Here is a 26,234-nt window from a genome sequence, read left to right as displayed (position 1 = left end):
TTTCTTGTTTAGCGGCCGGTGAAGCAGGGGTCCCGTTTTTCTCGGAACGCAGCACGCCCCTCGATGTGGTCTTCCGTCAACGTTGACGAGACTGTGGAGTGGGCCTGCATGAGCCACGCTGCACTTTCATCGAGATGCTGTGTTGCGCCCATGGTTTTCTTCATAAGTGAGATGGACTTTGTTGGCAGTGACGATAGCTGCTTAGCAAGAGACCTTCCTTCAGTATCCAAGTCTTCGGGCTCGCAGACTTTTGATAAGAGTCCAAAGTTTGAGAGTTCAGACACCGGTACAAATTCACCGGTCAGTAGGAGCCTGTTCGCGAAAAGTCGGTTTGTTAGCCGTGGGAGCAAGGTTGTTCCTGACGAGAAACCGCGGAGCACAAATGGGAGTCCGATCTTGGTGTTCGAAGATGCGATGATGAAGTCAGAGGCAAGCGCCAACTCTAGCCCGGCTCCCATTGCGAATTTGTGTAGTACCGCAACAACCGGTTTCGGGCATTCACGAATCACATCACAGACTCTTGGGTAACCATCCAAGAATTCTCGGATCTTGTCTTCTGGTACGGGGCAGTTGTCTGTGCCCATATCGATGAGGTCGTCACCGGCGCAGAACGCTTTACCGTTCCCACGTAGAATAATTGCTCGAACGTCAGGATTATCGCCAAGTTCCGCGAACGCAATCTCGAGGCCACGAAGCATTTCAAATGTCAGAGCGTTGAGGGATTCAGGTCGGTTGAGCGTTATTGAAGCAATAGAACCCTCAGTTTCAACCACCACGCTATCGGTGAAAGACTTAAGCATCGCTGGCTCCTTGTTGATTAGATTCGTTGGGCTCCGCGCTAAGGTGCGCGGACAGTTTTTCCCGAACCGGCTCGGGTACTTCCTCCGGTCTTCTGGTGCGCGGGTCAACGTTTACATAGGTCACCTCAGATACAACGCACAGTTCACCTTCTTGGTAGAGCTCCTCATGAAGGGTCACTGAAGTTCTGCCAAGACGGGAAATCGACGTGTGGATTGCGACTTCCGGTACCCAGTTCACTTCTTTTAAGAAGTTCAATTCGTAGCGAACAACGAGAAGCGTCCAGGGTTCTGTCGCAAGATCAGGGTCAAACTCGGCGAAGAAATCTCTGCGAGCAGCTTCGAACCAGGCAGGAAACTTCGTATTGTTTATGTGTCCAACCGCGTCAGTTTCGTTGAAGCGCGGTGTGATAGTCGTCTTATACATTGTTTCCCCCTTTTGAGACTGATCCAGAATTCGACGTTTCGAAGGAGTTCTCCTTGGCACCAGCGTAGGGCTGTGTTCCATTCAGCTCTGCCATGGCGATGCGATTAAACTCCTCCGCTTCAGCGTCAGTTACCTCACGGCTGTGAGCGATTGTGATGCGTCGAATTTGCTCGGGAGTCGCAGGCTTGAAGATATAGGCGCTAATGATGCAAGCAACAGCGGACAAAGGCAGGGCGAAGGCAATCTCGGATAGCGGTGGAAGGTCGAATCCAAAGAGAAGTACAAGGTATGCGATGCCACCGATGCTGGCACCTACGAAAGCGGCACTACCGCTAATCCTGCGCCACCAAATTCCGAGAAGCGTCGGGAAGAAGAGGGAGGAAGCGAGGAGGCCCATCGCTGCGGAGTACAAAAGGGTAAGGAATTGTGGTGGATTCAGCGAAAGCACTAGCGTGAGCGCACCGAATCCTAGAATTCCGAACTTGGTAATCTTGCGCTTCGTTGCATCGGACGTACTTGGCTTAAGCTGACCGATCAGGTCGTAGGACAGAGCTGCTGCCAAGGCGAGGAGCATTGCCGACACAGAAGACATGACAGCGGCAAAAATTCCTGCGAATGCGAGACCTCGAAGCCAATTAGGTACCGCTTGGTCCAGGAAGAGAAGGAAAGCGCCGTCGCTTTGCTCAATATCCTGCCCACCAGTGAGGATGATGGTTCCTGCGATGACGAATACACACGTGGCAATAGACGTAATGACGTACAGCCCCAGCCCCAGGGCCAAAGATGCGCGACCTGTTCGCTCGTTCTTCGCAGCGAAAATACGCATCACAGTGTGAGGGAGAACCGCATTACAAGTTGCCCAAATCAAGAAGGCACCGATATATGCAATTGGAGGATAGGTTTCAGCGCCTGTCCACTCAGGGCGAAGGCCTTGGGCTACCTCATAGACTGAAAATCCGCCGTTTGAGTTAACTGCAATGAACCCAGTTGCAACAACCACGCCGATCATCATGACTCCTTGAAGGAAATCAGTCAGCGTGACAGCTTTCATACCTCCGGCAAATGTGTAGAACACGTAGACAGCACCGATAAGGACAACAGACCAGGTATACGGGATGCCGAAAATTTGTTCCCCAATCAAGCCACCAATCTTCATCTGCGCGACGATGTATGCAGTCAACGTTCCGATGAGAACAATTGGTACTACTAAGTTCATCGCGCGGTGATTGTACCGAGCCTTAATGAGTTCAGGAACAGTAGCTACGTTCATATTACGGAGGACTTTTGCGAGGAAGAACGTTGTAATAAGGTAACCCAACGCGACGCCACCGTTATAGGCAGTGATGTATCCCCAGCCCGCCGAATAAGAAAGGCCGATGTTTCCGAGCATAGTTCCGCCGGTGGCGAAAGCAGCGAAGATTGCGAAACCATTGATCCAAAGGCCAACACCGCCGCCTCCCGTTAGGAACGACTTTGCGGAAGAGTCTTCGGTTTGGCGGTGGGCATAAATACCGATACCGACCGTGATGGCCATGTAAAGAATAAGTATGGCCAGGGGCAAGATATTCTCTTTAGGCATTGTTAACACCTCCATCGTCATTCTTGTTGACGACAAGATCGACAAGCAGAATGATGAGACTCAAAACCATAATGGCCACGAGTACGAAGTTGACTAGAGTCGTGCCACTGATCATGGTGTTAAAACTCATCGGCAGGAAGGCGAAGACAGAAAGCGCGATGATGAAAACTGTCGAACCAAGATGAAACTTCGATGGCTTAAAGAAGCCAAGGTCATTGGTGTTCGGACTATTTTGTTGAGACATGTGATTCTTCCTTTTTGGTTGAGATAGAGACAGAACTGTTGAAATTGGGGGTTCGCTTATCGAGGAATGCCGACAGTCCTTCAGACCGGTCAATGTGACTGAAGGCCATTCCTTGTGAAAGCTGTTCCTGTTGGTGCCCGCCTAGGGCACCTGTTTTGATGGATTCCCGCGCAACACGTTGAGCTAGCGGTCCGTTTTCATTAAGCACGTGGCAGATCTCCATCGCTGTGGCGACCGGTTCATCACTGATGCGGGTGATGACTCCCCATTGCAGCGCAGCCTCAGCATCGAGTTCTTTGCGTGTCAGAATGAGGTCCAAAGCGATAGCTTTACCGGCGACCTCGCGAAGCCTCTGGGTACCACCTGCACCCGGAATGATTCCTAGTCCTAGCTCTGGAAATGCGAAGCGAGATTGCGGAGCCGCAACACGAATATCACACGATAGAGCTAGTTCGAAACCGCCTCCTAGCGCCAATCCGTTAACTGCTGCAACAGTAGGTTTGGGGTAGCTCTCAATTCGGTTGTAGAGCTCTGCCATTGGATACTCATTGACAACCTGCCACGGTGACAGCTGAGAAAGTTCCTTGATATCTGCTCCAGCAGCGAATGCTTTATCGCCAGCGCCGGTGAAGATGACGGCTTGCACTGCGTCGCAAGATTCCCACTTTTCCAGTATCGAGTTAATCGCATTTAAAACTTCAGTGTTTAATGCATTGAATTGCCGGGGCCGGTTGATAGTGATGATCCCGATCCCGGATTCATGTGAGTGCTCGACTACGTTAGCTGGGTTGGTTGTGTTCTCGTTATTAGACATACTCACTCACTTCTCCTTCTCGTACACGTAGAACCCTTGGCCAGACTTACGTCCAAGGCGTCCTTCCTGATAGAGACGCGTAAGGGTTTGAGAAGGGCCCTTAGAAGGGTCACCGGAGTCCTCAGCTTCTAGAACCTTGATGCCGTAATTGACATCGATTCCGGTTAGATCAAGCAATTCGAAGGGACCGAGCGGGTGGTTAAGCCCTGCCTTGACAGCGGTGTCGATCTGTTTAAAGTCCGCAATCCCGTTTTCGTATAGGGAGATTGCTTCATCGAATATGGCTGCAAGAATTCGGTTCGTAATAAAACCGAAAATCTCCTTCTCCAAGCGGACCGGCGTTTTGCCGATGCTATCGACAAAATCGACGGCTCGATCAATAGTTTTCTCTGAGGTGTGGTCGCCCTTGACCACCTCCACAAGAGGCAAAACCAGGGCCGGATTGAAGAAATGAATATTGCATAGACGAGAAGGATCGCGGATTTCGCTAGCTAACTTCGAAGAGACGATGCTGGACGAGTTAGTGGCAAGAATCGCTTCTTTGGGGGCGTACGATGAAATCTCTGAGAAAAGCTTCTTCTTTGCTTGCAGGTCTTCGACGATTGCTTCAATGATCAGACTGGCGTTGGAGCAAGTTTCCTCGAGACTGGTTTCGTACTTTAGCCGAGCGAAAGCTTGGTCAACTTCGTCTTGTGTGATTTTTCCCTTAGCTAGCTTCTTTTCCATCAGCTCGTGTAGAAGGGAATCGGCACGGACGAGTTGGTCAGTATTGATGTCGTAAAGCGTTACTGTGTAGCCCTTGAGCGCGCAGTGAAAGGCAATCTGTGCACCCATAGTCCCTGCTCCGCAAATGGCGACTTTAGATTCAGTTGGATTCATTGCTATTTCTCCTCCATGATGATTTCAGTAGCGATTCCTTGACCGCCGCCGATGCAGGCTGAGACGATTGCTCGGCCTCCGCCTCGCTCGGAAAGCTCGGTGATTGTCTTCTGGATTAGGGCGGTGCCTGTGGCGGCAATAGGATGTCCATGGGCAATTGCGCCGCCCAGTGGATTTATGTTGTCCACTGTGATGTCAAGCTCTTTTGCGCAGGCAAGCACTTGACTCGCGAATGCCTCATTGATTTCGATGAACTCGTAGTCAGAGATGCTCCGTCCAGTTTGTTTTAGTACTGACTGAATGGCAGGTACCGGTCCAATTCCCATATAGTTCGGATCAACGCCAACGACAGAACTTTCTCCGATGCGTGCCAAGGGAGTGAGGTCGTGGTGCATTGCCTTATCTGCTGAAACGATGCAGACTGCTGCAGCGCCGTCGTTAATTCCCGAGGCATTCCCTGCAGTAACAGTGCCTGAGGAAATGAAAGCAGGACGTAAAGCTGCTAATTTTTCAGCGTTGGTATTAGGCCGAGGGTGCTCATCGTGTTCCACCGTCCCGTGACTAGAAGTCTCAGTCGGAATTAGGAAATGCGAGTATTTTCCTTGTGATTTTGCCTTTGCATAGTTTTCTTGACTTCGTAAGGCAAATTCATCCTGTTCTTCCCGCGAGATGGAGTATTTTTCTGCAAGATTTTCAGCTGTTATTCCCATTGTGGGATCGCCAATATCGGCTGTAGAGAGCTCGCGGCGAAGGAAACTCGGGGGTTTGGCATCGTAGGCCCGCTTTGCGCGTGATAATTGGAAAGGTTCGTTAGTCATACTTTCCATTCCTCCTGCTATGTAAACTCCGCCGTCAGAGGCCACGAGCTTTCCAGCAAGCGTTACAGCATTGATTCCTGAGCCGCATTGCCGGTCGATCGTAAGTCCCGGAGTATCTACAGGCAGCCCTGCGCTAAGCGCCGCGACGCGAGCAGGATTCCCATAATGGGAAAGCGTATTTCCCATGATGACGTCGGTTATAGGCTCGTCATTCAAAAGTTTGTTGATGCTTGGATTGCCGATTAAGGCTTTGATGGCAAGTGCACCAAGCTGTACGCCATCAAATTCGGCTAGGGTTCCTCCCTTTCTTCCGATAGGGAGACGTGCGCCGGCGACAATAATTGCATCGCTGGGGCTCGACATGATTACTCCTTCATTGATGTGAGGTAGCGCGAATACGTGGGGTGACTCGAATCACTTGAGGAAGAGTATTGCAGTCTAACTCACACCCGTAAAGTGGTTAATTGCACACTATCGGCCTAGTTATTGTGGGAAAGGACAATCGATGTCGGACTTGGGGATTGAAGGCGTGGTCCAGCTGTGCCGTAAGGCGTTGCAGTTGACACCTGTTAGCTTTCGGGAGGAGCTTCAAGATGCTGTTGCTTCATCTAGGTTTCCGGAACTTAAAGAGGTCCTGCTGGAGATTAGTAACCGTGCCGAGTCATCGCGGAAACTCCGTTCACTGGTTTCGGAAATTGCTGAACTGTCCTTGGACATCAATGGTGACGAGAACGTAGATGTGGCTTTCGGCAGAATACTTTCTTTGGCCCGTCAGATGTTGGGGGCAGATGCGGCGTTCATCATGGAACTTGATGAAACTTCCGGCAGTGCAAGCATTATTCTTTCCAGCGGAATCTGGACCACGGAATTGCAAGAAGTTGAACCCAACGAGAAGGGGTTCTTTTTCGAGATTTATCAGGTAGCTGCGCCATTGCAGGTGGCAAACTACTTGAAAGACGATGACTTTGAACATGATCCCGTGTTGGATACTGCAATAAAGCGAGAAGGGATACGGTCTTTATTGGGGATTCCCGTCGAAGCTGAGTCAGGGTTTCAAGTTCTTTTCGTTGCGGATAGGCACGAGCGTATTTATCACACGGGGGACATCTATATTCTTGAGCAGCTAGCAGTACAGGTGTTAGCGGTGGGGGTCCGTGGAGAAGAGTCGAATCGCCACCAAAACGAAGTAGATAGTCTCAAGACGGTTGCGGAAGAATGCCGTATAGAGCTGGCGAACTCTGCAAAAATGCTAGAAACTGTGGAAACGGTCATTTCAATGGTCGGTGATTTGCTATCTGAGTCTCGCGTAGCCGCTTTTCTTGCAGAAAACATGGGGGTCCAGATCCATATTTCAAGCTTGGAAGACCTCATGCTCGATAGTGCTGGAGGCTGGCTTCCGGCAGATGGTTACGCCCCTATCGAGAATTATGTCCGGAGAACTTCTTCGCCGGGACGAGGAGAGTCCTTATCGATGGGTGAGCGCGAGGTTTATGTCTCTCCCGTAATTCGCGGTGGGAAGCCCTGGGGAGTGGTTGTCGCCGACTTGATCATGCCTAGCCCTGAAGCCCGGATTATTGACTTGGTAGCGCGCGCCTTGAGCATTAAAGACGTCAGTGGATTGGAGCCTGATTCGCAGCGAGTAGTAGAGTCCTCAAATCTCTTCTTTTCATTGATGAGTTCTGGAAGAACGCAGCTAACGGCACGCCAACAAGGCTTGCTTACCGAAGCGGAAATCGCAGAGGATGGCTTAAATCGCTTACTTCTCTTTTCTGGCGATGAAGCAGGTCTTCGACTGATTGCACGACGGTGTTCTGAGGTCTCTAAGGGGAAGCTCCTGATTGGTGTGTCTACTGATCAGGTTGGCGTTTTAGGAGAGGCGAGCATTCTTTTATCCTTTTTTGAAACCTTTTCAAAGCTTGTTGATTTGCGACGCTTGAAAGTTCACGGGTATCTATCAGAAAAATTTACTGGTTTTCATAGAGTGGCGGAAGTATTCCGCTCTTGTATACAGTTCCTTGATGACATCGCTTCCCTGGATCTATCTAGTGAAACAGGATGGTATACCGACACTGCACTTCCGCAGTCTGTGCGCCTATTGGCTCGAATGACTAATGCTCAGCGAAAAGCATTGGTTGACGAGTCAATAGGTAGTTTGCTTCGCTATGATAAGGAAAATTCAAAGGTGCTTGTTCCTACTATGCAAGCCCTTTTCTCGCACCACTTTTCAGCATCCATCGTAGCCGAAGAACTTGATGTTCACGTCAATACCGTTCGCAACAGGATGAAGAGAATTGATGAAATATTAGGTGAAGGCTGGAACGAGGGGGTGCGGTTGCTAGACGTACAGTTAGCACTCGTAGCACTGCGCATCGAGTCTGGTATGCCGACCGTCTTTAACGATGTCACCTGGACAGGAAGCCATTAGCCTAGAATTCTCCAGACACTTCAAAATGAAATTCCCCTCGCCGTTAACCACTGTTGGCTAAAGGCGGGGGGCTAGTCAGGACGCTTACTACTTCCAGTGGGAGGAGGAGCGCTTGGTCATCTGCTCGCGGTACTGCTGGGTGGTGGTGGGCAGGAGCTCACCGGTGGACCAATCGAGGATGACGCCGTAGTGGCGGACTAGGTCGAGCTGATCCAGCTCGCCGGCGTTGTAGCGCTCCGCTACGGACTCGGGTGACTCGGCGAGCTTGTCTAGGCGGGTGGAACGAAGTTCCTCGCGTTGCTTCGCCGTGGCTTCCTCATCGAGTTCGTACTCATCAATTTCCGGGTCAATGGGGCGAATTACTACGCCGTAGTCCTTTGCTGCACGGTTTACGGAGACATAGCCGTCGATGACGTCTTCTAGTACGGCCTTTGGGTCGCGCTCTAGGGCATCGCCGAAGCCACCGCCACCGGCAGAGGGGCGCTCAAAGGTATCGCCCGGTCCCACCGGAACATTGGAGAAAAGCGCACCGAGGAATTTCTCATCCGGGGTGCCACGGTTGAGCCACACTCCCTGCGGGATGGACGGAAGTCCGCCGTCGATTCCCCAGGTGATTGAACGCGAGCGGTCGCAGCAGTAACTCATGACGGTCTGGACGGCGTCTGTGAGCACACCACCCTTAGATACGCCGACACCGCCGCGGAACTTGCCGGGGCCCGCCGAGTCGGTGACCAGCGCGTGGTGGCTTGTGAGCACCGGGGAGAGGCGTTCCTGGCCTTCCACTGGCTGGACCGCCAGACCTGGGCCGAAGACCGGTGCGGTGGCAGAGGATCCATCGCGATCGACGCGGCCGCCCCAGCCGCCCGCCATCCAGTCGTACCACATGAAGAACTCACCTTTGTCCTGTGGTTTCCGCGCATCACGGGTATCCCAGCCGCCGATCAGGAGGTATTCCAGGTTGAAGGCACAGGCCATGGCGCGCTCTTGCATGAGCTGAGACCAAAGCTCAAAGACGGCATTCATGATCTTCTCGAAGGGTCCGGAACAGAAGCCTGTTACCGCGTGCGGCATTCCCGCGTTGACCACGGTGCCCTCTGGACCTAGGTCGATGTCCATGGCGCGGTAAAGGCCGGAATTCAAAGGCACGTCAGGGAAGAAGGTCTTGGTCCCGGCTACGATTCCTGAGAACGCGGAACCGTAGCCCGCGTTGAGGAAGCTAGCGACGGCAGGTGCGGAACCATCCAGCGAGTAGGACAGGCGCCCGCCTTTGATGCGCATTGTCACCTTGATGGGCACGAGACCTTCTTCTTTTGCTGGGTCGAGGTCGAGGTAGTCGGTGGTGGACCACTCGCCGTCCTCCAAATCGGCAACGCGGGCGCTGACAATGTCTTCCACGTAGTCCTGGACTTCACGCAGCGCGGTGCGCACGATGTTCACCGAGTATTTGTCCACGAGACGGAGGATTTCGCGCTCGCACACCGCGGTGGCCTCGGCCTGGGCCTTAAGATCGCCTATGACGATTTCGGGGCTACGAGTGTTGCCCGCTAGGAGCTTCGCGACGTCCTTGAGGAACACGCCCTTGGACCAAACGCGTACCGGAGTGATACGTAGACCCTCAGTGTAGAAGTCGGTGGCGGACACATCGAAGGACCCGGGGACGGAACCACCGGCATCGGCCCAGTGGCCCTTGTTCTGCGCGAAGGCCAGAAGGGTGCCGTCATAGAAGATAGGGCGTAGGAAGGACACGTCATTCATGTGCGTGCCGCCTTGGTAGGGATCATTGATGGCGAAGACGTCGCCTTCGTGGATGTCATCCCCGAATTCCTTGAGCACGGCTTGGCATTGGAAGTGCAGCGTACCTACGTGGACGGCGATGTCCTGGTCACCCTGCATGACGGTGTTGCCCTCGGCGTCGCAGAGCGCGGAGGAGAAGTCGCGGGAGTAGATGACGAAGGAGTAACAGGTGCGCAGAATTTGCTCGGACATTAGGTTCACCGAGGTGGCGAACGCGTTCTTGAGAACCTCGAAGGTCACAGGGTCGAGCGAACGACGGTTGGATGAGGACTGCGACTGCGGTTGTGATTGAGCTGTAGTCATGTCAATTCCTTTCAAAGGAGAGTCTTAAGGCGAGAGGCTTAGGCGTTAGTGGCCTTGCCGATGTGAATGCGGATGTTGGACCACTCATCAATTTCTGCGCGGTCTCCTGGCGGAATGACGGTGGTGGCATCGAACTGATCGATAATGGCAGGGCCGTTGAGCTTTGCACCGGCCTTCAGATCGGGGCGGTGGTAAATCGGGACATCAGCCCAGCCACCGTGGTCGGAGAAGTACACCGGGCGGGTGGTTTCCGGGAGCTCTGCCTCGTGCTCTTCGACCTCGTAGTGTTTGAAGGGTGGGTTCTCCAGCTCACCGATGGCGATCAGGCCGATCTGGTAGAACTCGACTGCGCCCTCTCGGTCAGCGAAGGAGTACTCGCGCTCGTGCTCGTCGTGGAACATGGCGACGGCATCGTCCAAGGGATTATCGGATTCCGGGATCTCCACGGTGAGGGAGCGCCACTGGCCGCGGTAGCGCATGGATGCAGTCAGCTTGAACTTCATGCGCTCCTCAGGCACGTGCTCTTTGCGGAGGCGCTCGCGGGCCTCGGAGATGAGGTCCTGGAATTCCTTACGCAGTTCCGAGGTGTCTACCTCGTCCACGGGTGCTTGGTACATCTTGGTGATGTCGTGGCGGATATCCACGAGCAGGCAGCCTTGAGCGGAGGTAACGCCTGGGTGCGGCGGGACCACGACAGTGGGGATGGAGAGGTCGCGGGCCACCTCGGCACCGTGCAGTGCGCCAGCGCCGCCGCCGACGACGAGGACGAAATCACGCGGGTCGTAGCCGCGGCGGATGGACAGAAGGCGAACGGCGTCGGCCATGTTGGCGTTGGCCACCTGCACGATGTTTTCCGCGGCGGTCTCGGTTTCGAGGCCGAGGGGTTCCGCGACCGTCTTGTTGACGGCTTCGCGCGCGGCATCCGGGTTCAGCTTCAGCGCGCCGCCGATGAGCTCTGTCCCAAGGCGGCCGAGGGTGACGTTGGCATCGGTATTCGTAGCTTCGGTGCCACCGCGCTCGTAGCAGACGGGTCCCGGATCAGCACCGGCCGATTGTGGGCCGTTGCGCAGGGAGCCTGCCTCATCGATCCAGGCCTCCGAACCGCCACCGGCACCGATGGTGCCTACCTCGATGGACGGGAAGCAGATGGGGAAGCCGTACTCGACCTGCCACTGCTTGGTAATACGGATATCGCCTTCGTAGACCAAGGCGATATCGGTGGAAGTACCGCCCATCTCCAGGCCAATCGCGTTGGAGTAGCCGCAGCGCGTAGCAATATCCTGCACCGCGATGGCGCCAGCAGCGATGCCCGAGGCAGCTAAGCGGACTGGGTAGCGAGAAACCATCTCTGGGGTCATGGAACCGCCACCGGAGTGGAGGAGTAGCAGGTCACCGTCGTAGCCGCCTTCCTCCAACTGACGGGACAGGCGGTTGACGTAACCGGAGACGAGCGGAGCTAGGACCGCATTGGCGACGGTCGTGGAGAAGCGGTCGTGCTCGAAAATCTCCGGGAGGATTTCGGAAGAGGTGGAGATAGCGGCGTCGGGAAGCTCTTCGCGCAGGATTTCCGCCATGCGCTCCTCGTGGGAGGCGTTGGCGTGGGAGTTGATGAAGCAGACCGCGACAGTCTCAATCTTCTTGCGGCGCAAGATTCCGGCAATGCGGCGTGCTTCTGTTTCATCGAGCGGGGTGACCTCGGCGCCATCGAAGTCGACGCGCTCTTCTACCTCGTAGCGGTCGCGGCGGCGGATGTAGGGCTCCGAAACGTCCGAGTAGGCATCCCAAAGCTCATCCTTGGTTCCGTCACGAATCTCCAGAACATCCCTGAAGCCCTTCGTGGTGATGAGCGCTGCTGGCGGGAAGCGGCGCTGGATAAGCGCGTTGGTGGCCACCGTGGTGCCGTGCGAGAAAACATCGACCTGGTTGAGCTGGACGTCGGCCTGCTTGAGGCCGTTCATCACCGCCTTCATCGGGTCATCAGGGGTGGAGGGGACCTTGGCTACCGACAGCTCGTGGGTGTCGGTGTTGACAATCGCGACGTCAGTGAACGTTCCTCCGACGTCAACGGATACGCGATAAGGTTTATCCTCCGTCATGGTGTGGACCTCTCTTTCAAAGGTGGGTGAATTCGGTTGGATGAAATCTTCATTGGCTCGCTGCTAGCTAGCAATGGAGATTTGATGAATCTGATGAAAGAAAGTTGGAGGAAGCTCCAAATATCGAGGCGGGAGGCTCTAAAATTGATCCAAAAAAAGTTAGCTATGACACTATTTAGTGGAGGTTTGAATGGAGTCACAGTCTGCGCCAGTGTTGAGTATCGCCGATCTTGTTGTCATGGAACCGCGCCTTCGCCGCATTACTAAGGCGTCGGAAGGTGAAGATTTTGTGGGGTTGTGCTCCGAAGGAGACGGGGATGCGGCCGGCTGGTTGGTCCTGCCACAGGTGCAGGGAACCCCACGTGCCATTCAGCGGCGACTTTCCGATGCTGTAGGGGTTGTCTTTTTCGAATCTGATTTCACCGAGCAGGAGATTCTCGATTCTGTGGATGGCAGCGTTGCCCTCCTGTACGGCACAGGTGGTCTCACACGCCAAGATGTCAGGCGTGCGGTCGATGAACTCCTGCGCCGCCAACCCAACCTCGTGGTTTGGCGCAAACTCAGCGCTATCGGACAATTGAGTCCTGGACTGGTTAACCCGACCCCAGAATCCGAGATTCTTTCCCGCTTCGCTAGCTTCAGTGGTGACTCCATGCTGCTTTTGTCTATCGACGGTCAAGTGGTCGCCGGCGCTGGTGAGCTGCCTGCACGTACCATTGCTCGTTCGCTATCTGTTGTCACTCGCCGCAGTACCACTACCCTGCATGTGGGTCGGTGGAAAGTTTTTGCGCGATGGATGGATATAGCGGGCGAAAGTCCTTCCTTTGACCATGGCTATTGGCTCATTCGTGGTCGGCAGACCAGTCAAGACGTAGATTTCGATGACCCTAGCTTTGCGGCATTGGAGGAGCTACTCACTGTCTCTTTGGTGGCGCAGAGAAACATTCAGAGCAATCATGTGGCTGAATCGACTGCCCTGTTGGAAGCTCTGTGCGGTGACAATTCGAACAAGGAGGAAGCCGCTACTGCTTTGTGCCGGAGAGGGTTTTCGGAGCGCGCAAAAATGCGGCTAATCATCTCCGACTCCGTCAAGGACGCTTACCGCAGCGATGTGCGAGACAAGGTCTTTGCCCTAGCCTACGATGCAGGCGTGCCGATGGTACTCGGTTATGTCGCCGGGCGGACGTGCGTTCTGACGACTCAGTCAGGAACCGAGCATAAGATAGCAGAGCTACTCTTTGGCTCTGTAGGTCTTTCTGATCCCTTTGAGTCTGTGGAAGAAGGAGCAAGTGCATGGCGGCAGGCGCTGGTTGCCGCAGTGGTAGTGGAAAGAAAGCACTCCCTACACATGCAGAGCTTGGAATTTGCGCACTGTAGCGCAGTTGAAAAGGCGGCGGCGTATTTGGGGAAGCGTGATTTGGATAAAGCTGTCGGAGAACTAGACCGAGCCATCCATGAAGTTAAGAACGGGGAAGAGATCCTTCGTGCGTATGAAGCCCAAGGTTTCTCCGTGGCCAAGGCAGCTAAAGTCACGGGAGTTCACGCGAACACTGTTCGGCACCGGCTCGAAGCATTGGAAGAGCGTGTCCGATTCGCTGAAGCCGATCTTGCCCTTTGGGCAGTGTGGAATGCACTTCGCCCCCGCACGCAGTGGTAAGACCGGATGCGGAGGCGTAACTCGCGCAGCGCTTCAAGCAGAGCTACGCAGTTAGTGATTGGAAGGGCTAAATTTTCTTTCTGGTACGCGGGATAGGCTTGCCGGTAACGAGGGCATGGAGCTTACCGTCACCAATCTGCATATCTTCTGGAACGGCTTCGGAATCGACCTCGGTCATAATTTCGCGGATGAAGTCAGACTCCGGGATGGAGGAGTTACGCGCAATGGCGGTGAGCTCGCGCATTTCTTCGTCAGAGAGGTGGTTATTGTTCTCGAAGCGGTGCTGGAGCAGTTCGCGCGCACGGCGGCGAAGTTCTGCCTCAGTCTGCAGTTCCTTACGGTTCTTGAGCCAAGCGAAGCCGATGATGAACATGATGGCAATACCCATGTAGCCCAGAATCGGGTAGACCCAGCCGATGAGGTTGGAGAAGCCGATGAAGGAGAGCACGAATCCGATGAGCACGGAGATGACGTAGGCCTTGTAGAAGTGCTGCGGCTTGCCGCGGGTCAGGCGCTTGGCAAAGGCGTAGAACATGCCGATGGCGGTGTTATAAATCATGCCGTAAATAGCGATGGACATGGCGACACCAAGCCACGGATGAATCTGCTCAATCATGGCCAACGTGGGCATTTCAGCCTCAGTGATGGGGCCCACGGACACGTAGAGGCCACCGACCAGGACGGCGAGCAGGAACAGGAAGGATAGGCCGCCGAGAATGCCGCCGTATCCCACTTCCTTAGCATCCAGGAAGTTACCGCCGATGACGATCATCATGGAGACCACCACGATGACGTTGAGGCCGAGGTTATTGAAGGCAGAAACCCACCAGTTCGGCAGCGTCGTGGGGATCTGTTGTGCCTGCTCGTTGAGGTGCGACCAGTCGGGGTTTGCCGTGAACACGGTGTAGACGGTTCCGATGGTCAGCAGGACGATGATGAACGGGGTGATGAGGCCAATGGCGATGGTCACCTTGTCCACGTCCAGCAAGCCGGTGAGGAGAGTGAGCACGAGCATGAGGATCGCGCCGATCCAGACCGGCCAGCCCCACTGTTGGTTGAGGTTGGTGCCGGCACCAGCAAACATGGCGAAGCCGATGCAGAACAAACAGGTGAGCGTGGCGATATCGAGGATTTTGGACACGATGGGCGTTGAGACCGCGTCGAAGACGGAGGTGTGCTCCTTGGCGCGGTGATAAGAACCCAGCTGAAGAATGGTGATACCGGAGATGGTCATGGCAAGGGCGGTGACGACGGCGCCGACAATACCCATGTTGCCGAAGGCAACGAAGTATTGAAGGGCCTCACGGCCGGAGGCGAAGGATGCGCCTGCGAGCACGCCGATGAATGCCATCGCGATACCAAATGAACGCTTGAGCATGATGAACCTAACTGTTAGGGGATAGAAACGTGTGGTTATGCGAACGGGGCAGGCTGCCTGACGTGAGGGAGCCTGCCCCGCGACGTAGCGACAGGATTAGTTAGCTCGTCGCCGCCGTGATGAATTGGGCAACCTGTGCGAGTTCTTTTTCGCCGCGGTCAATGATGGCTGCGGAGGTAAACAAGCCGTGGTGGTAGCCCACGAGGTGCTTGTGTGTGACGTCGACACCAGCTTTGGCCAGCTTGCCGGCGTACTCGATGCCCTCGTCCGCGAGCGGATCGTTATCCACAGTGATGACGAGTGCTGGGGGAAGACCTTCGGGGAGTTCGTCGAGAAGCAGTGGCGACAAATCCGTGGCCGTGCGCTGCGATTCCTCCGTGACGAAGGTATCGATGAACCAGCGCATCGTGTTCGCAGTCAGCGGGAAGCCCTCTTCCAGACGCTTATAGGAGGCGCCGTTCTCGGTGCGCTCGCGGGAGCAGTCCGTGATGGGGTAGAGGAGGACCTGGGCGCTGAGCTTGGCGGTGTCTTCACTCCCCGTGAACTCATTGGCCAGCGTGGCAGCAAGCTGTCCACCGGCGGAGTCACCGGCCACCGCAATGGAGGTGACGGTGAGGCCGTGTTCGGCTTCCGGATCGGAGAGCCATCGGTACGCAGCGCGGCAATCATCGATGGCCGCCGGGTAGGTGTGTTCCGGGGCGAGGCGGTAATCCACCGCCACCACGGGAAGGCCGGTGAGCACTGCTAGGCGGCGCACCGAAGAGTTGTGGGTCTCCAGGTTGCCCATGAGCCACCCACCGCCGTGCATGTAAAGCACCGCGGGGGTCTCCTGGCCGCGCTCTGATTCCGGACGGGGATCGTAAAGGCGAACCTGGAACTCATCGACCTGGAAGTCGGTGGTGGCCGGCTCGGTGTCCTCATGGAGAGGATTAGCCTTCGCGGAAGCCACGTAGTTCTCACGCACCTGCGGGATGGGGAAGTTGTCGAAGGACTTTGCGCCGTTGTCGCGGAACGGCTTTAGCGCCTTCCACGCATCCTCGGCGACGGGGCGCCCGGAGTAGTCATCGTCCAGCGTATGCATGTCTGCCTCCTAGACCAGCTGGTAATCGTCGAGCTTGAGCTCGTCGGTGAGCTCGTAGTACTCGGCGACGTTGCCGGACCAGTTGTTGATGACGCGACCTTCTTCGTTCTTGTACCAAGAGGAGCAGTCAGCGGAGAAGGCGGAAGCCTCGAGCTCCTTCTGGATGCGGGTGTTGAACTCGTCGATGACGTCCTTCTTCACATCGAGTGCAGCCTCCGGGTTATCGCGCAGGTAGGCGACAGCCTGGGAGATGTAGCGGTCCTGTGCCTCGAGCATGGCCACCACCGAGTGGTGGTTGAGGTTGGTGTTGGGCCCGTAGAGCATGAAGAAGTTGGGGAAGCCATCCACGGACATGCCCAGGTAGGCCTCCGGGGAGTTGCCCCAGCGCTCGCGCAGGTCGATGCCGTCGCGGCCAGCGATGGGCAGGTCACCCTGGAACTCCTGGGAGTGGAAGCCGGTGGCGTAGATGACGACGTCGAACTCGTGCTCCTCGCCATCATCGGTACGGATGCCGGTCTCGGTGAACTTTTCGATGCCCGCGGTGATGAGCTCCACGTTGTCGCGGTTGAAGGTGGGGTAGAAATCATCGGAGCGCAGGATGCGCTTGCAGCCGAAGGCGAAGGTGGGGGTGAGTTTCTCCACGAGTTCTGGGTCATTGACCTGGGAGCGCAGGTGCTCCATGGCCTGCTCCACGCCTTCGGCAGCGGAGTCGGTGCCCTTGCGGGTGCGGTCGAAGCCTTCCTCGCGAACCTCGTGGATCTCCTGGCGGATAGCGCGGTAGGAATCGGGGTTCTCCTTGAACTCCTTGGTCTCCTCCTCGGTGAAGATGACCTGGTTGCGCGGGAGGATGTAGTTAGCGGAACGCTGGAAGACGGAGAGCTTCGCGGCCTCCTTGGCTACCTCCGGCACCAGCTGGACTGCCGACGCCGCATTGCCCACCACCGCGACCTTCTTGCCGTTCAAATCCACATCGTGGTTCCACTCAGCGGAGTGGAACTGCACGCCCTGGTAGGCCTCGCGGTTCGGGAAGCTCGGGATCTTCGGCTTGGAGAGCTGACCCCAGGCGCCAACGAAGACGCGGCCGTAGTAGGTTTCACCTGCAGCCTCGATCTCCCAAGCCTTGAGGTCTTCCTTCCATTCGGCACGGGTGATGCGGTGGTTGAACTTGATGTGGTCGTAGAGGCCGAACTCTTCTGCGAGGGCCTTCAGGTAGCCCTGCATCTCGACCTGGCCGGCAAACATGCGGGAGACACCGAGGTTGAGGAAGTAGGAGTAGCAGTAGATGAGCGCCTGGGTATCGCAGGCAGCGCCTGGGTAGGTGTTGTCACGCCAGACGCCGCCGACCTCGTCGGCTGCCTCGAGGATGAGGAAGTCCTTCTCGTTGTCCTTGACCAACTGGGCACCCATGCCCAGTCCGCCGTAGCCGGTGCCGAGGATGATGCAATCGTAAATCTTCATGGTGTGTGACTCCTTAGTGAGTAGTGATGGGTAGCAGTGAGTAGTTGGGGAGGATTAGTTGGCGCGGATGGCGTCGGCAAGCACGCCAAGGCCGTCGCGGAGGGTGGACTCGTTGATGACCAGCGGCGGGAGCAGGCGGATGACGTTGCCGTCCAGACCACACGTAAGGACGATGACGCCCTGCTCGCGGCAGGTCTTCGCTACCTTGGCGGTGAGATCGGCGTTGGGCTGGTTGTTGTCATCGACGAGCTCGAGGGCGATCATGGCGCCGCGGCCACGAACCTCGGCCACGGTGGTGAGTTCGAGCAGCGGCTCCAGCTCCTCGCGGATGATCGCCTCAATCTCGCGAGCGCGGGAGTTGAGATCAAGCTCTTCCATCTCCTCGAAAGCGGCGAGGGATGCGGCACAGGCCACCGGGTTACCGGCATAAGTGCCACCGAGGGAACCAGGACCGGGGGAGTCCATGATTTCCGCACGGCCGGTCACAGCAGACAGCGGCATGCCGCCGCCGACGCCCTTGGCAGTGGTGATGAGGTCTGGGATGATGCCCTCGTCCTCGCTGGCGAACCAGGAGCCGGTGCGGCAGATGCCAGCCTGAATTTCGTCGGCGACGAAGACGACTCCGTTGTCGGTGCACCACTCTTGCAGTGCCGGGAGGAAACCCTTGGCCGGCTCGACGAAACCGCCTTCGCCCTGGACGGGCTCGATGATGACGGCGGCGAGCTCTTCGGTGCCGACGTACTGTTCGATGTAGCGCAGGGTACGCTCGGCGGCCTGCTTGCCATCGAGGCCATCGCGCAGCGGGTAGGACATCGGTGCGCGGTAGATGTCAGCCGCCAACGTGCCGAAGCCCGACTTGTACGGCTTGTTCTTGGCGGTCATGGTCATGGTGAGGTTGGTGCGGCCGTGGAAGGCGCCGTCAAAAACGACGACGCGGTTCTTGCCGGTGTAGTTACGGGCAATCTTTACGGCATTCTCGACAGCCTCCGCACCGGTAGAGAAGAGTACGGTCTTCTTGTCGTGGGTACCCGGGGTCAGCTCGTTGAGCTTCTGTGCCACCTTGATGAAGCCTTCGTACGGTGCATTGAGGAAGCACGTGTGGGTGAGGTGGCTGGCAGCCTCGGCCACGGCCTTGGCTACGCGCTGGTTGGACGCACCCACGCTGGTGACCGCAATGCCGGAGGCGAAGTCGATGAGGGTGTTGCCGTCGACATCGAGAAGCACGCCGCCGTCACCGTCTGTGATGTAGGACGGGTAGCCCGGGATGACGCCGGCAGCGATTTCGGATTCGCGGGCGGCGTTGAGCTCTTGGCTGCGCGGGCCAGGAATTGCAGTGGTGACGTTCCGCTCCTGAGGGAGGCGGTGGGTGAGATCCTGCATGTTTGTTGTCTCCTTGTGATGCTCGGCGGTGTGCATCGGGTCGATGCTTCACTTTTTATGATGTACGTCATTGTTGCGGTTAGGATGAGGTTGAGGCCATAGACAAACCGGCGAAAGAAAGGTGAAGATTTGTCCACGGTGGATACGGGGGTAGCGTTCGGGCTTGAAGAAGGGCAGGTTTCTCTGCGCTGGCTGGCTGGCCAACCCGATCTGGGGATTGAGATTCTCCATGATTCAGGGCGCGATTTCTCCGTCTTGCACCCCTGTGAACTGCGAGATCCACGTGAATTTGTGGGATCAGGCGCGGTCATTTTGCTCACTGGTATTGCCTTTGAGGGGCACCCAGATCAGCTGGCGGAGTACGTCCGAGGGGTGGCATCAGGTGGGGTTTCGGGGGTGGGATTTGGCGTTGGCATCGCTTTTGATGAAGTTCCGCCCGCTATGGTCGACGCTGCTCGTGAGTGTGATGTATCGCTATTCACCGTGGCCTTGCGAGTTCCTTTTGTGTCTGTCTTGGCTTGTGTGCATGCAGAGCTGCAGCGTCAGCGCGAGGAAGGTCTCGAGCGCTTCATTGCTCAGCAGGGCGCGCTGAACGACGCCGCCGTGGCAGGTCTCGACGAGTTGGTGGAGAAGACCACGGAACTGTTAGGGGCTCATGTCTGCCTCGTAGACAAAGATGGTCGGGTATTCGCCCAGGCCTCAGCGCCGACGCTGCCACCGGTGGACTGGAATCCTGTTATTGCTGACGCCCGTTCTCAAAACTTTCATGCCGCCCGCCATGTGGGGCAGTGGAATGTGCTGGCGCAGCGCTTAGCGGACCATGGTTCGCGCTCTTTCGGCCTGTTAGCGGCATCCCGTGAAAGCTTTGGGGTGAACGAACGTGCCTTGCTGAAACAAGCCGCAGGTTTGGCAGAGCTGAACGTGAAGCGCCCGCAGGAGCTGCGCCAAACGCAAAATCAGCTCAATTCGATGGCCATGGCGATCCAACTCGGCATGGATCAGCCAGAGGATCCCATGCGGCGCATCTTTCACATGGTCGGTGATGCTCAAGGGCGCGTCCGCCCTGTTCTGGTGAAATCGGAAGGTGAGCGTGCTCATCAGCGCTTTACGCAGGCGCTTGATGCCCGGCTCCAGGACCATGGCCGTTTGCTTTTCGAGCTCACGGTGGATGAGTCATCTAGTTTGTTTTTGTTTCGCGGCAACCGCAGTATGAAGAATCTGCAGGACTTGCTGCGCGATATTCGTGGTAACAAACGCATCGTGGTGGGTCAGCCCATGCCGTGGTCCGAGTTGGGAGTGGGGATCGTGCGCGAGCTGGAGTCCATTGCGTTCGGACTTCAGCCGGGAATGTTGGCGGGTCCAGAATCCCGCACTCTGAGCTGGGCTAAGGATCCGCGAGTTAAAGGTGCAGTTGATACTCGAGCCAGAGAGACATGGGGCAAGGTACGTGCTTATGACGCCGAACACTCGACCGATCTTGCCGATACTCTCGAGGTCTACCTTCGTGCTGGTGGGCACGTTAGCCGTACAGCTGAAGAACTCCATGCCCACCGCCACACGGTGCGCAAGCGCATCGCCGATTTGGAGGACCTCCTCGAAGTGGACCTCAAGGATCCACTTGTGGCAGCCGAACTGCTCATTCTAGGCATCAGCGTGACGAATCAATACTGAGTAGCAAAAGCTCTGCCCGTGTCACCGGGTTAGTGAGGTCAACCTGGCACAGCTCCTCTACCTTGTCGAGCCGCGCGCGAACCGTATGACGGTGGACGCCCAGTTCCGCGGAGGCAGCGGCTAGGTTCGCGTTGCCCACGAGGAAAGCGCGAAGCGTCGCGGCAAGCTCGGTGCTGTGACGGGAATCGTGAGCAGCAAGCTTGTCTACGGTCGCTGCGCGGCGAGTGGATAGCGCCTCAGGCACCCCAGGCTCGGCGAGCCAAGAGGGGGCCGCAGAGTCGAAGGGAGACATGGTGCCCAGTGGCAAGCTGCGCGCATGTGCGCTGAGGGATGCGACAAGGGAGGGGGTCACTGTCTGCCACGCAGTGTGGTGTATGACTGCTATGCGCAGGTAGCGTGCATGTTTTTCCCATAAATTACTTTGAGCAGCGCCGGGCGGAAGCACGATAAGTGCCGCATCATGTTCCGGACGAACAAAACTTTCTGGCTCTGCTTTGGTGAGTTCTCCCAACGCACGTGCCAAGCGCGAAGGGGAGGGGGCGGTGACGTACAGCAGATCCACGACCCCGTGGTTATCCACCATGTGGAAAGCCGCTTGTAGGGCGGGGGTGGACACGCCTGCGAGGTGGGCATCGAGAGTTAAAGCACCAAGAATGGTGTGCGCAGTCATATCTGGATGGTCTAGGAGCAAGCTGGCCAGACCTGCAAGGTGGCGAATCAATGCACGTGAGTAGGAATCGAACTTCTCCACGCGGGTGACGGCAAGGGCAAAACGGCGCCCCGTCGTGCCAAAAACACTGCTGATGGTGGCACCAGTGCTTGTCGACGTCCCTGCGCCGCGCGCCGTCTGCTCCGCTGCGGCCACTGCGGAAGACGCGGCGCTGAGTTGCCCACGGTCTCGGTGACTGATGACTGTTCCGGAGGCGCTGGCCACGGCCACAGCAGCGCCGAGTTCCTTACTAGCTTGGCTGATGAGCGCGCCGATGCCGTTAGTGGCCGCTTTGTTGAGGCGTTCCTGTTGGCGGTGCAGTGCGAATTGTGCGTTGTTGTTGAGGCGAGCCTGTTCCTGCGATACAGCGGACATGATGGCGATGAATCGTGTGGCGCGCGGAACCTCGAGCAGGGTGACATTGTGGTGGCGGCAGGCGGCGATAAGCTCGGCGGGCACCTGTGTGAACGCCAGCCCCGTGCCGAAGCCAATGCCGCGTACGCCCGCCGAGGCTAGCCTCGCAGCGTAGCGCTCGAATCCCTCCGGGTTTTTCTCGAAGGCCAAGCCCAAAGTGAGTAGGAGCTCGCCGGGTGAGGTGAACTCGGTGGGGTCAGCCAACTCAGAGGCGTGGATGGTGTCGAAATGCTCGGGCCCATCCACTACGGTTCGCAGGTTGAGGGAGCGCTGGTTGCTGAGCCAGCGGAAGGAGATCTCGCGCATAGTGGACAGACTACACAGTCAAGAGCTCAAAATTTGTACGTGATGTCCATAGAGCGGCCGGGGTGGCATGAGACACACTATGTGCATCCTAGTTACCCGCCGAACAAAGGAACATCATGCAGGAACTTGAATACCACATCGAACAGTCCCGTCACCTGGGCCAGCAGGTCCCCGGCCCGAAGAGCTCCGCGCTGGACGAGCGCCGCAAGAACGCGCTTCCCGCAGGCATGGCTCCGTCCCTTCCGGGCTACGTCGTCGACGCTGACGGCGGCATTCTTGCCGATGCCGACGGCAACCGTTTCATCGACCTTGCCTCCGGCATTGCCGTGACCTCCGCTGGTGCCTCCAACCCGGCAGTCGTGGCTGCGGTGCAGGAAGCCGTGGCGCACTTTACCCACACCTCTTTCACCGTGTCGCCGTACGAGTCTTACGTTGCCGTGGCGGAAAAGCTCAACGAGGTCACCCCGGGCGATCACCCGAAGAAGACCGCACTGTTTAACTCCGGCGCTGAGGCCGTAGAAAACGCCGTCAAGATTGCCCGCAACTACACCGGCAAGCGTGGCGTCGTGGTCATGGACCGCGCTTTCCATGGCCGCACTAACCTCACCATGGGCATGACCGCAAAGCAGTCGCCGTACAAGAACGGCTTCGGTCCCTTTGCCCCGGAAATCTACCGTGCCCCGATGTCTTACCCGCTGCGTGATGGTCTGACGGGTGCTGAAGCGGCGAAGAAGACCATCACCATGATTGAGCAGGAGGTTGGCGCTGCTAACCTTGCCTGCGTGGTCACCGAGCCGATTCAGGGTGAGGGCGGCTTCGTTGTTCCTGCCGAGGGCTACCTGGCTGCCATCCAGAAGTGGTGCAACGATAACGATGTCGTCTTCATCGTCGATGAGATTCAGGCCGGCATGATGCGCACAGGTACCTGGTTCGCTTCCGACCACGAGGGCATCGTCCCAGACATGGTCACCATTGCGAAGGGTATTGCCTCCGGTATGCCGCTCTCTGCTGTTACCGGCCGCGCTGAAATTATGGACGCCCCACAGCCAGGCGGCCTGGGCGGCACCTACACCGGTAACCCGGTTGCGTGTGCTGCAGCGTTGGCCACCTTCAAGGAATTCGAAGAGAAGGACTTCGGCGCCCGCGCACAGAACCTGGAGAAGGTTGCCCGTGAGGAGCTGGAGCCAATCCTAAGCGACGACCGCGTTGCTGAGTTCCGCGGCCGCGGCGCGATGCTGGCCCTCGAGTTCGTCACCGCCGATGGTGAGCCAGACTCCGAACTGGTCCACAAGATTGCCGACGCCGCCAAGTCTGAAGGCGTACTTATTCTTACCTGCGGCCTTGACCACAACGTCATCCGCTTCCTGCCGTCACTCGCCATTCCGGAGGACCTGTGGCGCGAGGCGTTGCAGGTTGTGGTGAAGCAGTTTAACGAATACAAGTAAGCGGCATGTGAAGCCCTGATGGGGCAGTGCAAGATTTGAGCACGATAGTCTCGGAATCGACTCGGATTCTAGGGCTATCGTGCTCATTTTTTGCACCCGCTATCCAGCTCCGCCGTTTATCGACCAACGCTCAAGAGGAATAGATGGTGTACTGGTCCTGATTTGCCTCGCGAACGAAGAGCCAGTGCCAAGTCCACACCCCGTGCTCTGGCATAGGTACTGGGCGCTCACGCACAGACAGAATCTGGTCGACTACTCGGGGAAGTTCGTAGACGATACAACTTCCGCTGTACCGGAGGAGAATATAGCCGGCTAGGGTAGCGTCGTTTCCCTTCCACCGATCCTTCGCGAAAGTCAAGCGATTATCGCTTGTGTGGAAACTAAATCCATCGATTTCCACGATGACGTTGAGCTCAGGGATGACGATGTCCCAGTAATACGCTCCCAGACGGACGTTGTTGGTTACGCGCAGCCCTGCCTCAGTGAGTGCGTGGCTAAGGATCTTCTCCACCTCGGAATCAGTGCCTAGTGCAGCGAGTTCGATGAGAGAGCGCACCCGCGGACTAAAACGCACGCCCTCGTTATGGCGCTTGAGGTACCGGGGTCCGTCTCGGCGAGCGTAGAAGGTTTCCAGCAATGTAGTGGCGGTGGCGTCATCAAGCCTTTCGGCAGCGAGGCACGGTATATGGATAGCGAACCCATTCTTGACCAGCGCTTTAAGTTTCTTTGTGCGATAAGCATGGAAGTAGGGCGGCTGCGGCAGCTGGCTGCGATGGGCGACATGCAGTGGGAATGAGAGTTCCTGTCCCAGATAGATCTGCGCGGCAGTTGGACCCGTGCCCCGCAGTCCGGGGTAGCGTTCCACCAGAAGAGTCAAAAGCTCGTGCGGAGTAGGTTCACGCGTGAGATAAAGCGTCGAGCACACTTTGATGTAACGCCCGGATTTTGCTCCGCGGCTCAACGTGGCGCTACTGACGCCAGTTACGACGAAATTAGTCATGGAGAACCCCCGAGTTCGTGGTGTGCTGCACCCCGCAGCACGTTTCCAGAGTAGCGCTTTGAATGTAGCTGTGCAGAAAACTGCCAAGGAGACCGCGTAATCCTTTGGGATCCGGCAGTCTCCTTGGCAAAAAATTTACACTGGGTGTGTGCTCAGCGCGATAGCGGGAGCGGGGTTTACTTCTCCACGTAGTAGAGCTGCTTGTTGACAAACTCATCCATGCCCAGCGGTCCGAGCTCGCGACCAAAGCCGGAGCGCTTCACGCCACCGAAAGGCATTTCTTCGCCTTCTCCAGCGGGGGTGTTGACGTTGGCCATACCGCACTCGAGGCGACGGGAGACCGCTGCAGCGCGTTCGGTGTCCTGGGAGAACACGGTACCGCCCAGGCCGTACTGAGTGTTGTTTGCCAGATCGAGGGCCTCTTCATCGTTGCTGACCTTGTAGACAGTTGCGACTGGGCCAAAGAACTCCTCGTAGTAGATATCGGAGCCGACCGGAATATCAGTGATGACGGCGGGGGAGACGTAGGAACCTTCTTCGGAGAGTTCTCCACCAGCGCGTAGATTAGCGCCAGCCTTAACGGCACGGTCCAGCTGGTCGCGGAGCTTCTCGGCGGCATCACGGGAGGAAAGTGCGGAGTAGCCGCCTTCCTTCTCGTTATCCGGGGTAGTTTGTACGGCTGCGTTTGCGAGGCGCTCGAGTTCTGCAACGAACTCGTCGTAAATGTCCTCCATCACGATCATGCGCTTGTTGGAATTGCACGCCTGGCCCGTGTTGTACATGCGGGTTCCCCATGCGAGCTCGGCAGCTGCCTTGACGTCGTCGGTGTCGAGCAGAACGTACGGGTCGGAGCCGCCAAGTTCCAGAACAGCCTTCTTCAGGTTCTCACCTGCCTGGGCGCCAATAATGGATCCAGCTCGCTCAGAACCCGTGAGGGAGACGCCTTGGATGCGGGAGTCCGCGATGATGGTGGAAATCTGGTCGTGGCTAGCGAAAACGTTGTTGTAGACGCCTTCCGGAACGCCGGCGTCGTCCATGATCTTCTGAACTGCCAGAGCAGAACGTGGGCAGATTTCCGCATCCTTGAGGATGATGGTGTTTCCCAGCATCAGGTTTGGTCCTACGAAACGAGCGATCTGGTAGTAGGGGAAGTTCCACGGCATGATTCCCAGTAGCGGGCCAATAGGCAGGCGGCGAATAACAGCGGTTCCGTTGGAGGCAGTGGGAATCTCCTGGTCCTTGGTGAAGTCAGCGCCGTTATCGGCGTAGTACTTGATGATGGCCGCGGAGAACTCTGCTTCTTCGATACCTTCGGAGTGGAGCTTACCCATCTCGTCTCCGGCGATCTTGGCGAGCTCTTCCTTGCGCTCTTCGAAAAGCTCGCTGACGCGGGTCATAATTTCGGCGCGCTCAGAAATTGGGCGAGTGGACCACTCTTGGAAGGCAGCAGCGGATTTGGCCAGGGTGGCTTCAATTTCGGCATCGGTTGCGGTGTTGAAGGTTTCGACCACTTCGTTGGTGACCGGGTTTTGGACGCGATAGGTGATGGACAATTTTTT

21 protein-coding genes are annotated in these 26,234 nt (G+C 56.9%); 4 read left to right on the top strand and 17 right to left on the bottom strand.

Annotated features, from left to right (window positions below; translation table 11 throughout):
• Positions 1-8 precede the first annotated feature (8 nt).
• From HMPREF3149_RS02315 to HMPREF3149_RS02285, 7 genes are read right to left on the bottom strand one after another with little or no spacing between them, the layout of a single operon-like run.
• Positions 9-800 (bottom strand): enoyl-CoA hydratase/isomerase family protein, encoded by a 792-nt coding sequence (locus tag HMPREF3149_RS02315; protein ID WP_070536286.1) that lies wholly within the window; start codon positions 798-800, stop codon positions 9-11.
• Positions 793-1,224, bottom strand: coding sequence for an acyl-CoA thioesterase (locus HMPREF3149_RS02310; RefSeq protein WP_070536284.1), 432 nt, complete (start codon positions 1,222-1,224; stop codon positions 793-795). The genes HMPREF3149_RS02315 and HMPREF3149_RS02310 overlap by 8 nt, the downstream gene beginning before the upstream one ends.
• The gene (locus tag HMPREF3149_RS02305) at positions 1,217-2,803 is read right to left on the bottom strand and encodes a sodium:solute symporter family protein (RefSeq protein WP_070536283.1); all 1,587 of its coding nucleotides are present in this window, start codon (positions 2,801-2,803) and stop codon (positions 1,217-1,219) included. Before HMPREF3149_RS02305 ends, HMPREF3149_RS02310 begins: the two co-directional genes overlap by 8 nt.
• On the bottom strand, positions 2,796-3,047 hold the full coding sequence (locus HMPREF3149_RS02300) for a hypothetical protein (protein WP_070536281.1): 252 nt from the start codon (positions 3,045-3,047) through the stop codon (positions 2,796-2,798). Before HMPREF3149_RS02300 ends, HMPREF3149_RS02305 begins: the two co-directional genes overlap by 8 nt.
• The gene (locus HMPREF3149_RS02295; protein ID WP_070536279.1) at positions 3,031-3,861 is read right to left on the bottom strand and encodes an enoyl-CoA hydratase/isomerase family protein; all 831 of its coding nucleotides are present in this window, start codon (positions 3,859-3,861) and stop codon (positions 3,031-3,033) included. Before HMPREF3149_RS02295 ends, HMPREF3149_RS02300 begins: the two co-directional genes overlap by 17 nt.
• A gap of 6 nt (positions 3,862-3,867) precedes the next feature.
• Entirely contained in the window at positions 3,868-4,740 is an 873-nt protein-coding gene (locus HMPREF3149_RS02290; RefSeq protein WP_070536276.1) for a 3-hydroxyacyl-CoA dehydrogenase family protein, read from the bottom strand.
• A gap of 2 nt (positions 4,741-4,742) precedes the next feature.
• Entirely contained in the window at positions 4,743-5,921 is a 1,179-nt protein-coding gene (locus HMPREF3149_RS02285; protein WP_070536274.1) for a thiolase family protein, read from the bottom strand.
• 142 nt (positions 5,922-6,063) lie between these two features.
• Between HMPREF3149_RS02285 and HMPREF3149_RS02280 the strand changes: the two genes are divergently transcribed.
• Positions 6,064-7,983 carry a helix-turn-helix domain-containing protein gene (locus HMPREF3149_RS02280; RefSeq protein WP_070536273.1) on the top strand — a complete coding sequence of 640 codons (1,920 nt, stop codon included), beginning with the start codon at positions 6,064-6,066 and terminating at the stop codon, positions 7,981-7,983.
• 87 nt (positions 7,984-8,070) lie between these two features.
• Here the strand turns inward: HMPREF3149_RS02280 and HMPREF3149_RS02275 are convergent, their stop codons facing one another.
• The 3 genes from HMPREF3149_RS02275 to HMPREF3149_RS13835 all read right to left on the bottom strand — a co-directional run bounded on the left by HMPREF3149_RS02275 (position 8,071) and on the right by HMPREF3149_RS13835 (position 12,753).
• Positions 8,071-10,080: a hydantoinase B/oxoprolinase family protein gene (locus HMPREF3149_RS02275; protein ID WP_070536266.1), complete on the bottom strand. Its 2,010-nt coding sequence runs from the start codon at positions 10,078-10,080 to the stop codon at positions 8,071-8,073.
• Between the two features lie 38 nt (positions 10,081-10,118).
• Positions 10,119-12,176: a hydantoinase/oxoprolinase family protein gene (locus HMPREF3149_RS02270; protein ID WP_070536264.1), complete on the bottom strand. Its 2,058-nt coding sequence runs from the start codon at positions 12,174-12,176 to the stop codon at positions 10,119-10,121.
• 196 nt (positions 12,177-12,372) lie between these two features.
• Complete coding sequence (locus tag HMPREF3149_RS13835; RefSeq protein ID WP_246819922.1) at positions 12,373-12,753, bottom strand: hypothetical protein; 381 nt, start codon at positions 12,751-12,753, stop codon at positions 12,373-12,375.
• Between the two features lie 75 nt (positions 12,754-12,828).
• On the opposite strand from HMPREF3149_RS13835, the gene HMPREF3149_RS02265 reads away from it, so the two are divergent.
• Positions 12,829-13,833, top strand: a complete 1,005-nt coding sequence (locus HMPREF3149_RS02265) for a helix-turn-helix domain-containing protein (protein ID WP_246819921.1) — start codon at positions 12,829-12,831, stop codon at positions 13,831-13,833.
• A gap of 67 nt (positions 13,834-13,900) precedes the next feature.
• Here the strand turns inward: HMPREF3149_RS02265 and HMPREF3149_RS02260 are convergent, their stop codons facing one another.
• From HMPREF3149_RS02260 to gabT (HMPREF3149_RS02245), 4 genes are all read right to left on the bottom strand, one after another.
• Entirely contained in the window at positions 13,901-15,211 is a 1,311-nt protein-coding gene (locus HMPREF3149_RS02260) for a YkvI family membrane protein (RefSeq protein ID WP_070536260.1), read from the bottom strand.
• 100 nt (positions 15,212-15,311) lie between these two features.
• Entirely contained in the window at positions 15,312-16,292 is a 981-nt protein-coding gene (locus HMPREF3149_RS02255) for an alpha/beta hydrolase (RefSeq protein ID WP_070536258.1), read from the bottom strand.
• Between the two features lie 9 nt (positions 16,293-16,301).
• Positions 16,302-17,750 carry a flavin-containing monooxygenase gene (locus HMPREF3149_RS02250; protein WP_070536256.1) on the bottom strand — a complete coding sequence of 483 codons (1,449 nt, stop codon included), beginning with the start codon at positions 17,748-17,750 and terminating at the stop codon, positions 16,302-16,304.
• A gap of 54 nt (positions 17,751-17,804) precedes the next feature.
• On the bottom strand, positions 17,805-19,130 hold the full coding sequence (gabT, locus tag HMPREF3149_RS02245) for a 4-aminobutyrate--2-oxoglutarate transaminase (RefSeq protein ID WP_070536254.1): 1,326 nt from the start codon (positions 19,128-19,130) through the stop codon (positions 17,805-17,807).
• Positions 19,131-19,268: 138 nt separating this feature from the next.
• Here gabT (HMPREF3149_RS02245) and HMPREF3149_RS02240 point away from each other — a divergent pair, with 138 nt between their 5' ends.
• The gene (locus tag HMPREF3149_RS02240) at positions 19,269-20,801 is read left to right on the top strand and encodes a PucR family transcriptional regulator (RefSeq protein ID WP_246819924.1); all 1,533 of its coding nucleotides are present in this window, start codon (positions 19,269-19,271) and stop codon (positions 20,799-20,801) included.
• Here the strand turns inward: HMPREF3149_RS02240 and HMPREF3149_RS02235 are convergent.
• Positions 20,779-22,230, bottom strand: a complete 1,452-nt coding sequence (locus tag HMPREF3149_RS02235; RefSeq protein ID WP_070536252.1) for a PucR family transcriptional regulator — start codon at positions 22,228-22,230, stop codon at positions 20,779-20,781. The two genes, HMPREF3149_RS02240 and HMPREF3149_RS02235, sit on opposite strands and share 23 nt — an antisense overlap.
• A 116-nt stretch (positions 22,231-22,346) precedes the next feature.
• Here HMPREF3149_RS02235 and gabT (HMPREF3149_RS02230) point away from each other — a divergent pair, with 116 nt between their 5' ends.
• Entirely contained in the window at positions 22,347-23,675 is a 1,329-nt protein-coding gene (gabT, locus tag HMPREF3149_RS02230) for a 4-aminobutyrate--2-oxoglutarate transaminase (protein ID WP_070536250.1), read from the top strand.
• 130 nt (positions 23,676-23,805) lie between these two features.
• Here gabT (HMPREF3149_RS02230) and HMPREF3149_RS02225 read toward each other — a convergent pair whose 3' ends face one another.
• Entirely contained in the window at positions 23,806-24,675 is an 870-nt protein-coding gene (locus HMPREF3149_RS02225; protein WP_070536247.1) for an endonuclease domain-containing protein, read from the bottom strand.
• Positions 24,676-24,851: 176 nt separating this feature from the next.
• A complete protein-coding gene (locus HMPREF3149_RS02220) occupies positions 24,852-26,228 on the bottom strand; it encodes an NAD-dependent succinate-semialdehyde dehydrogenase (protein ID WP_070536245.1) in 1,377 nt (458 codons plus the stop codon).
• Positions 26,229-26,234 lie beyond the last annotated feature (6 nt).

The organism is Corynebacterium sp. HMSC05E07 (assembly GCF_001807225.1).
Lineage (GTDB): Bacteria > Actinomycetota > Actinomycetes > Mycobacteriales > Mycobacteriaceae > Corynebacterium > Corynebacterium singulare.
This window is presented reverse-complemented; position numbering and strand designations above follow the sequence as displayed.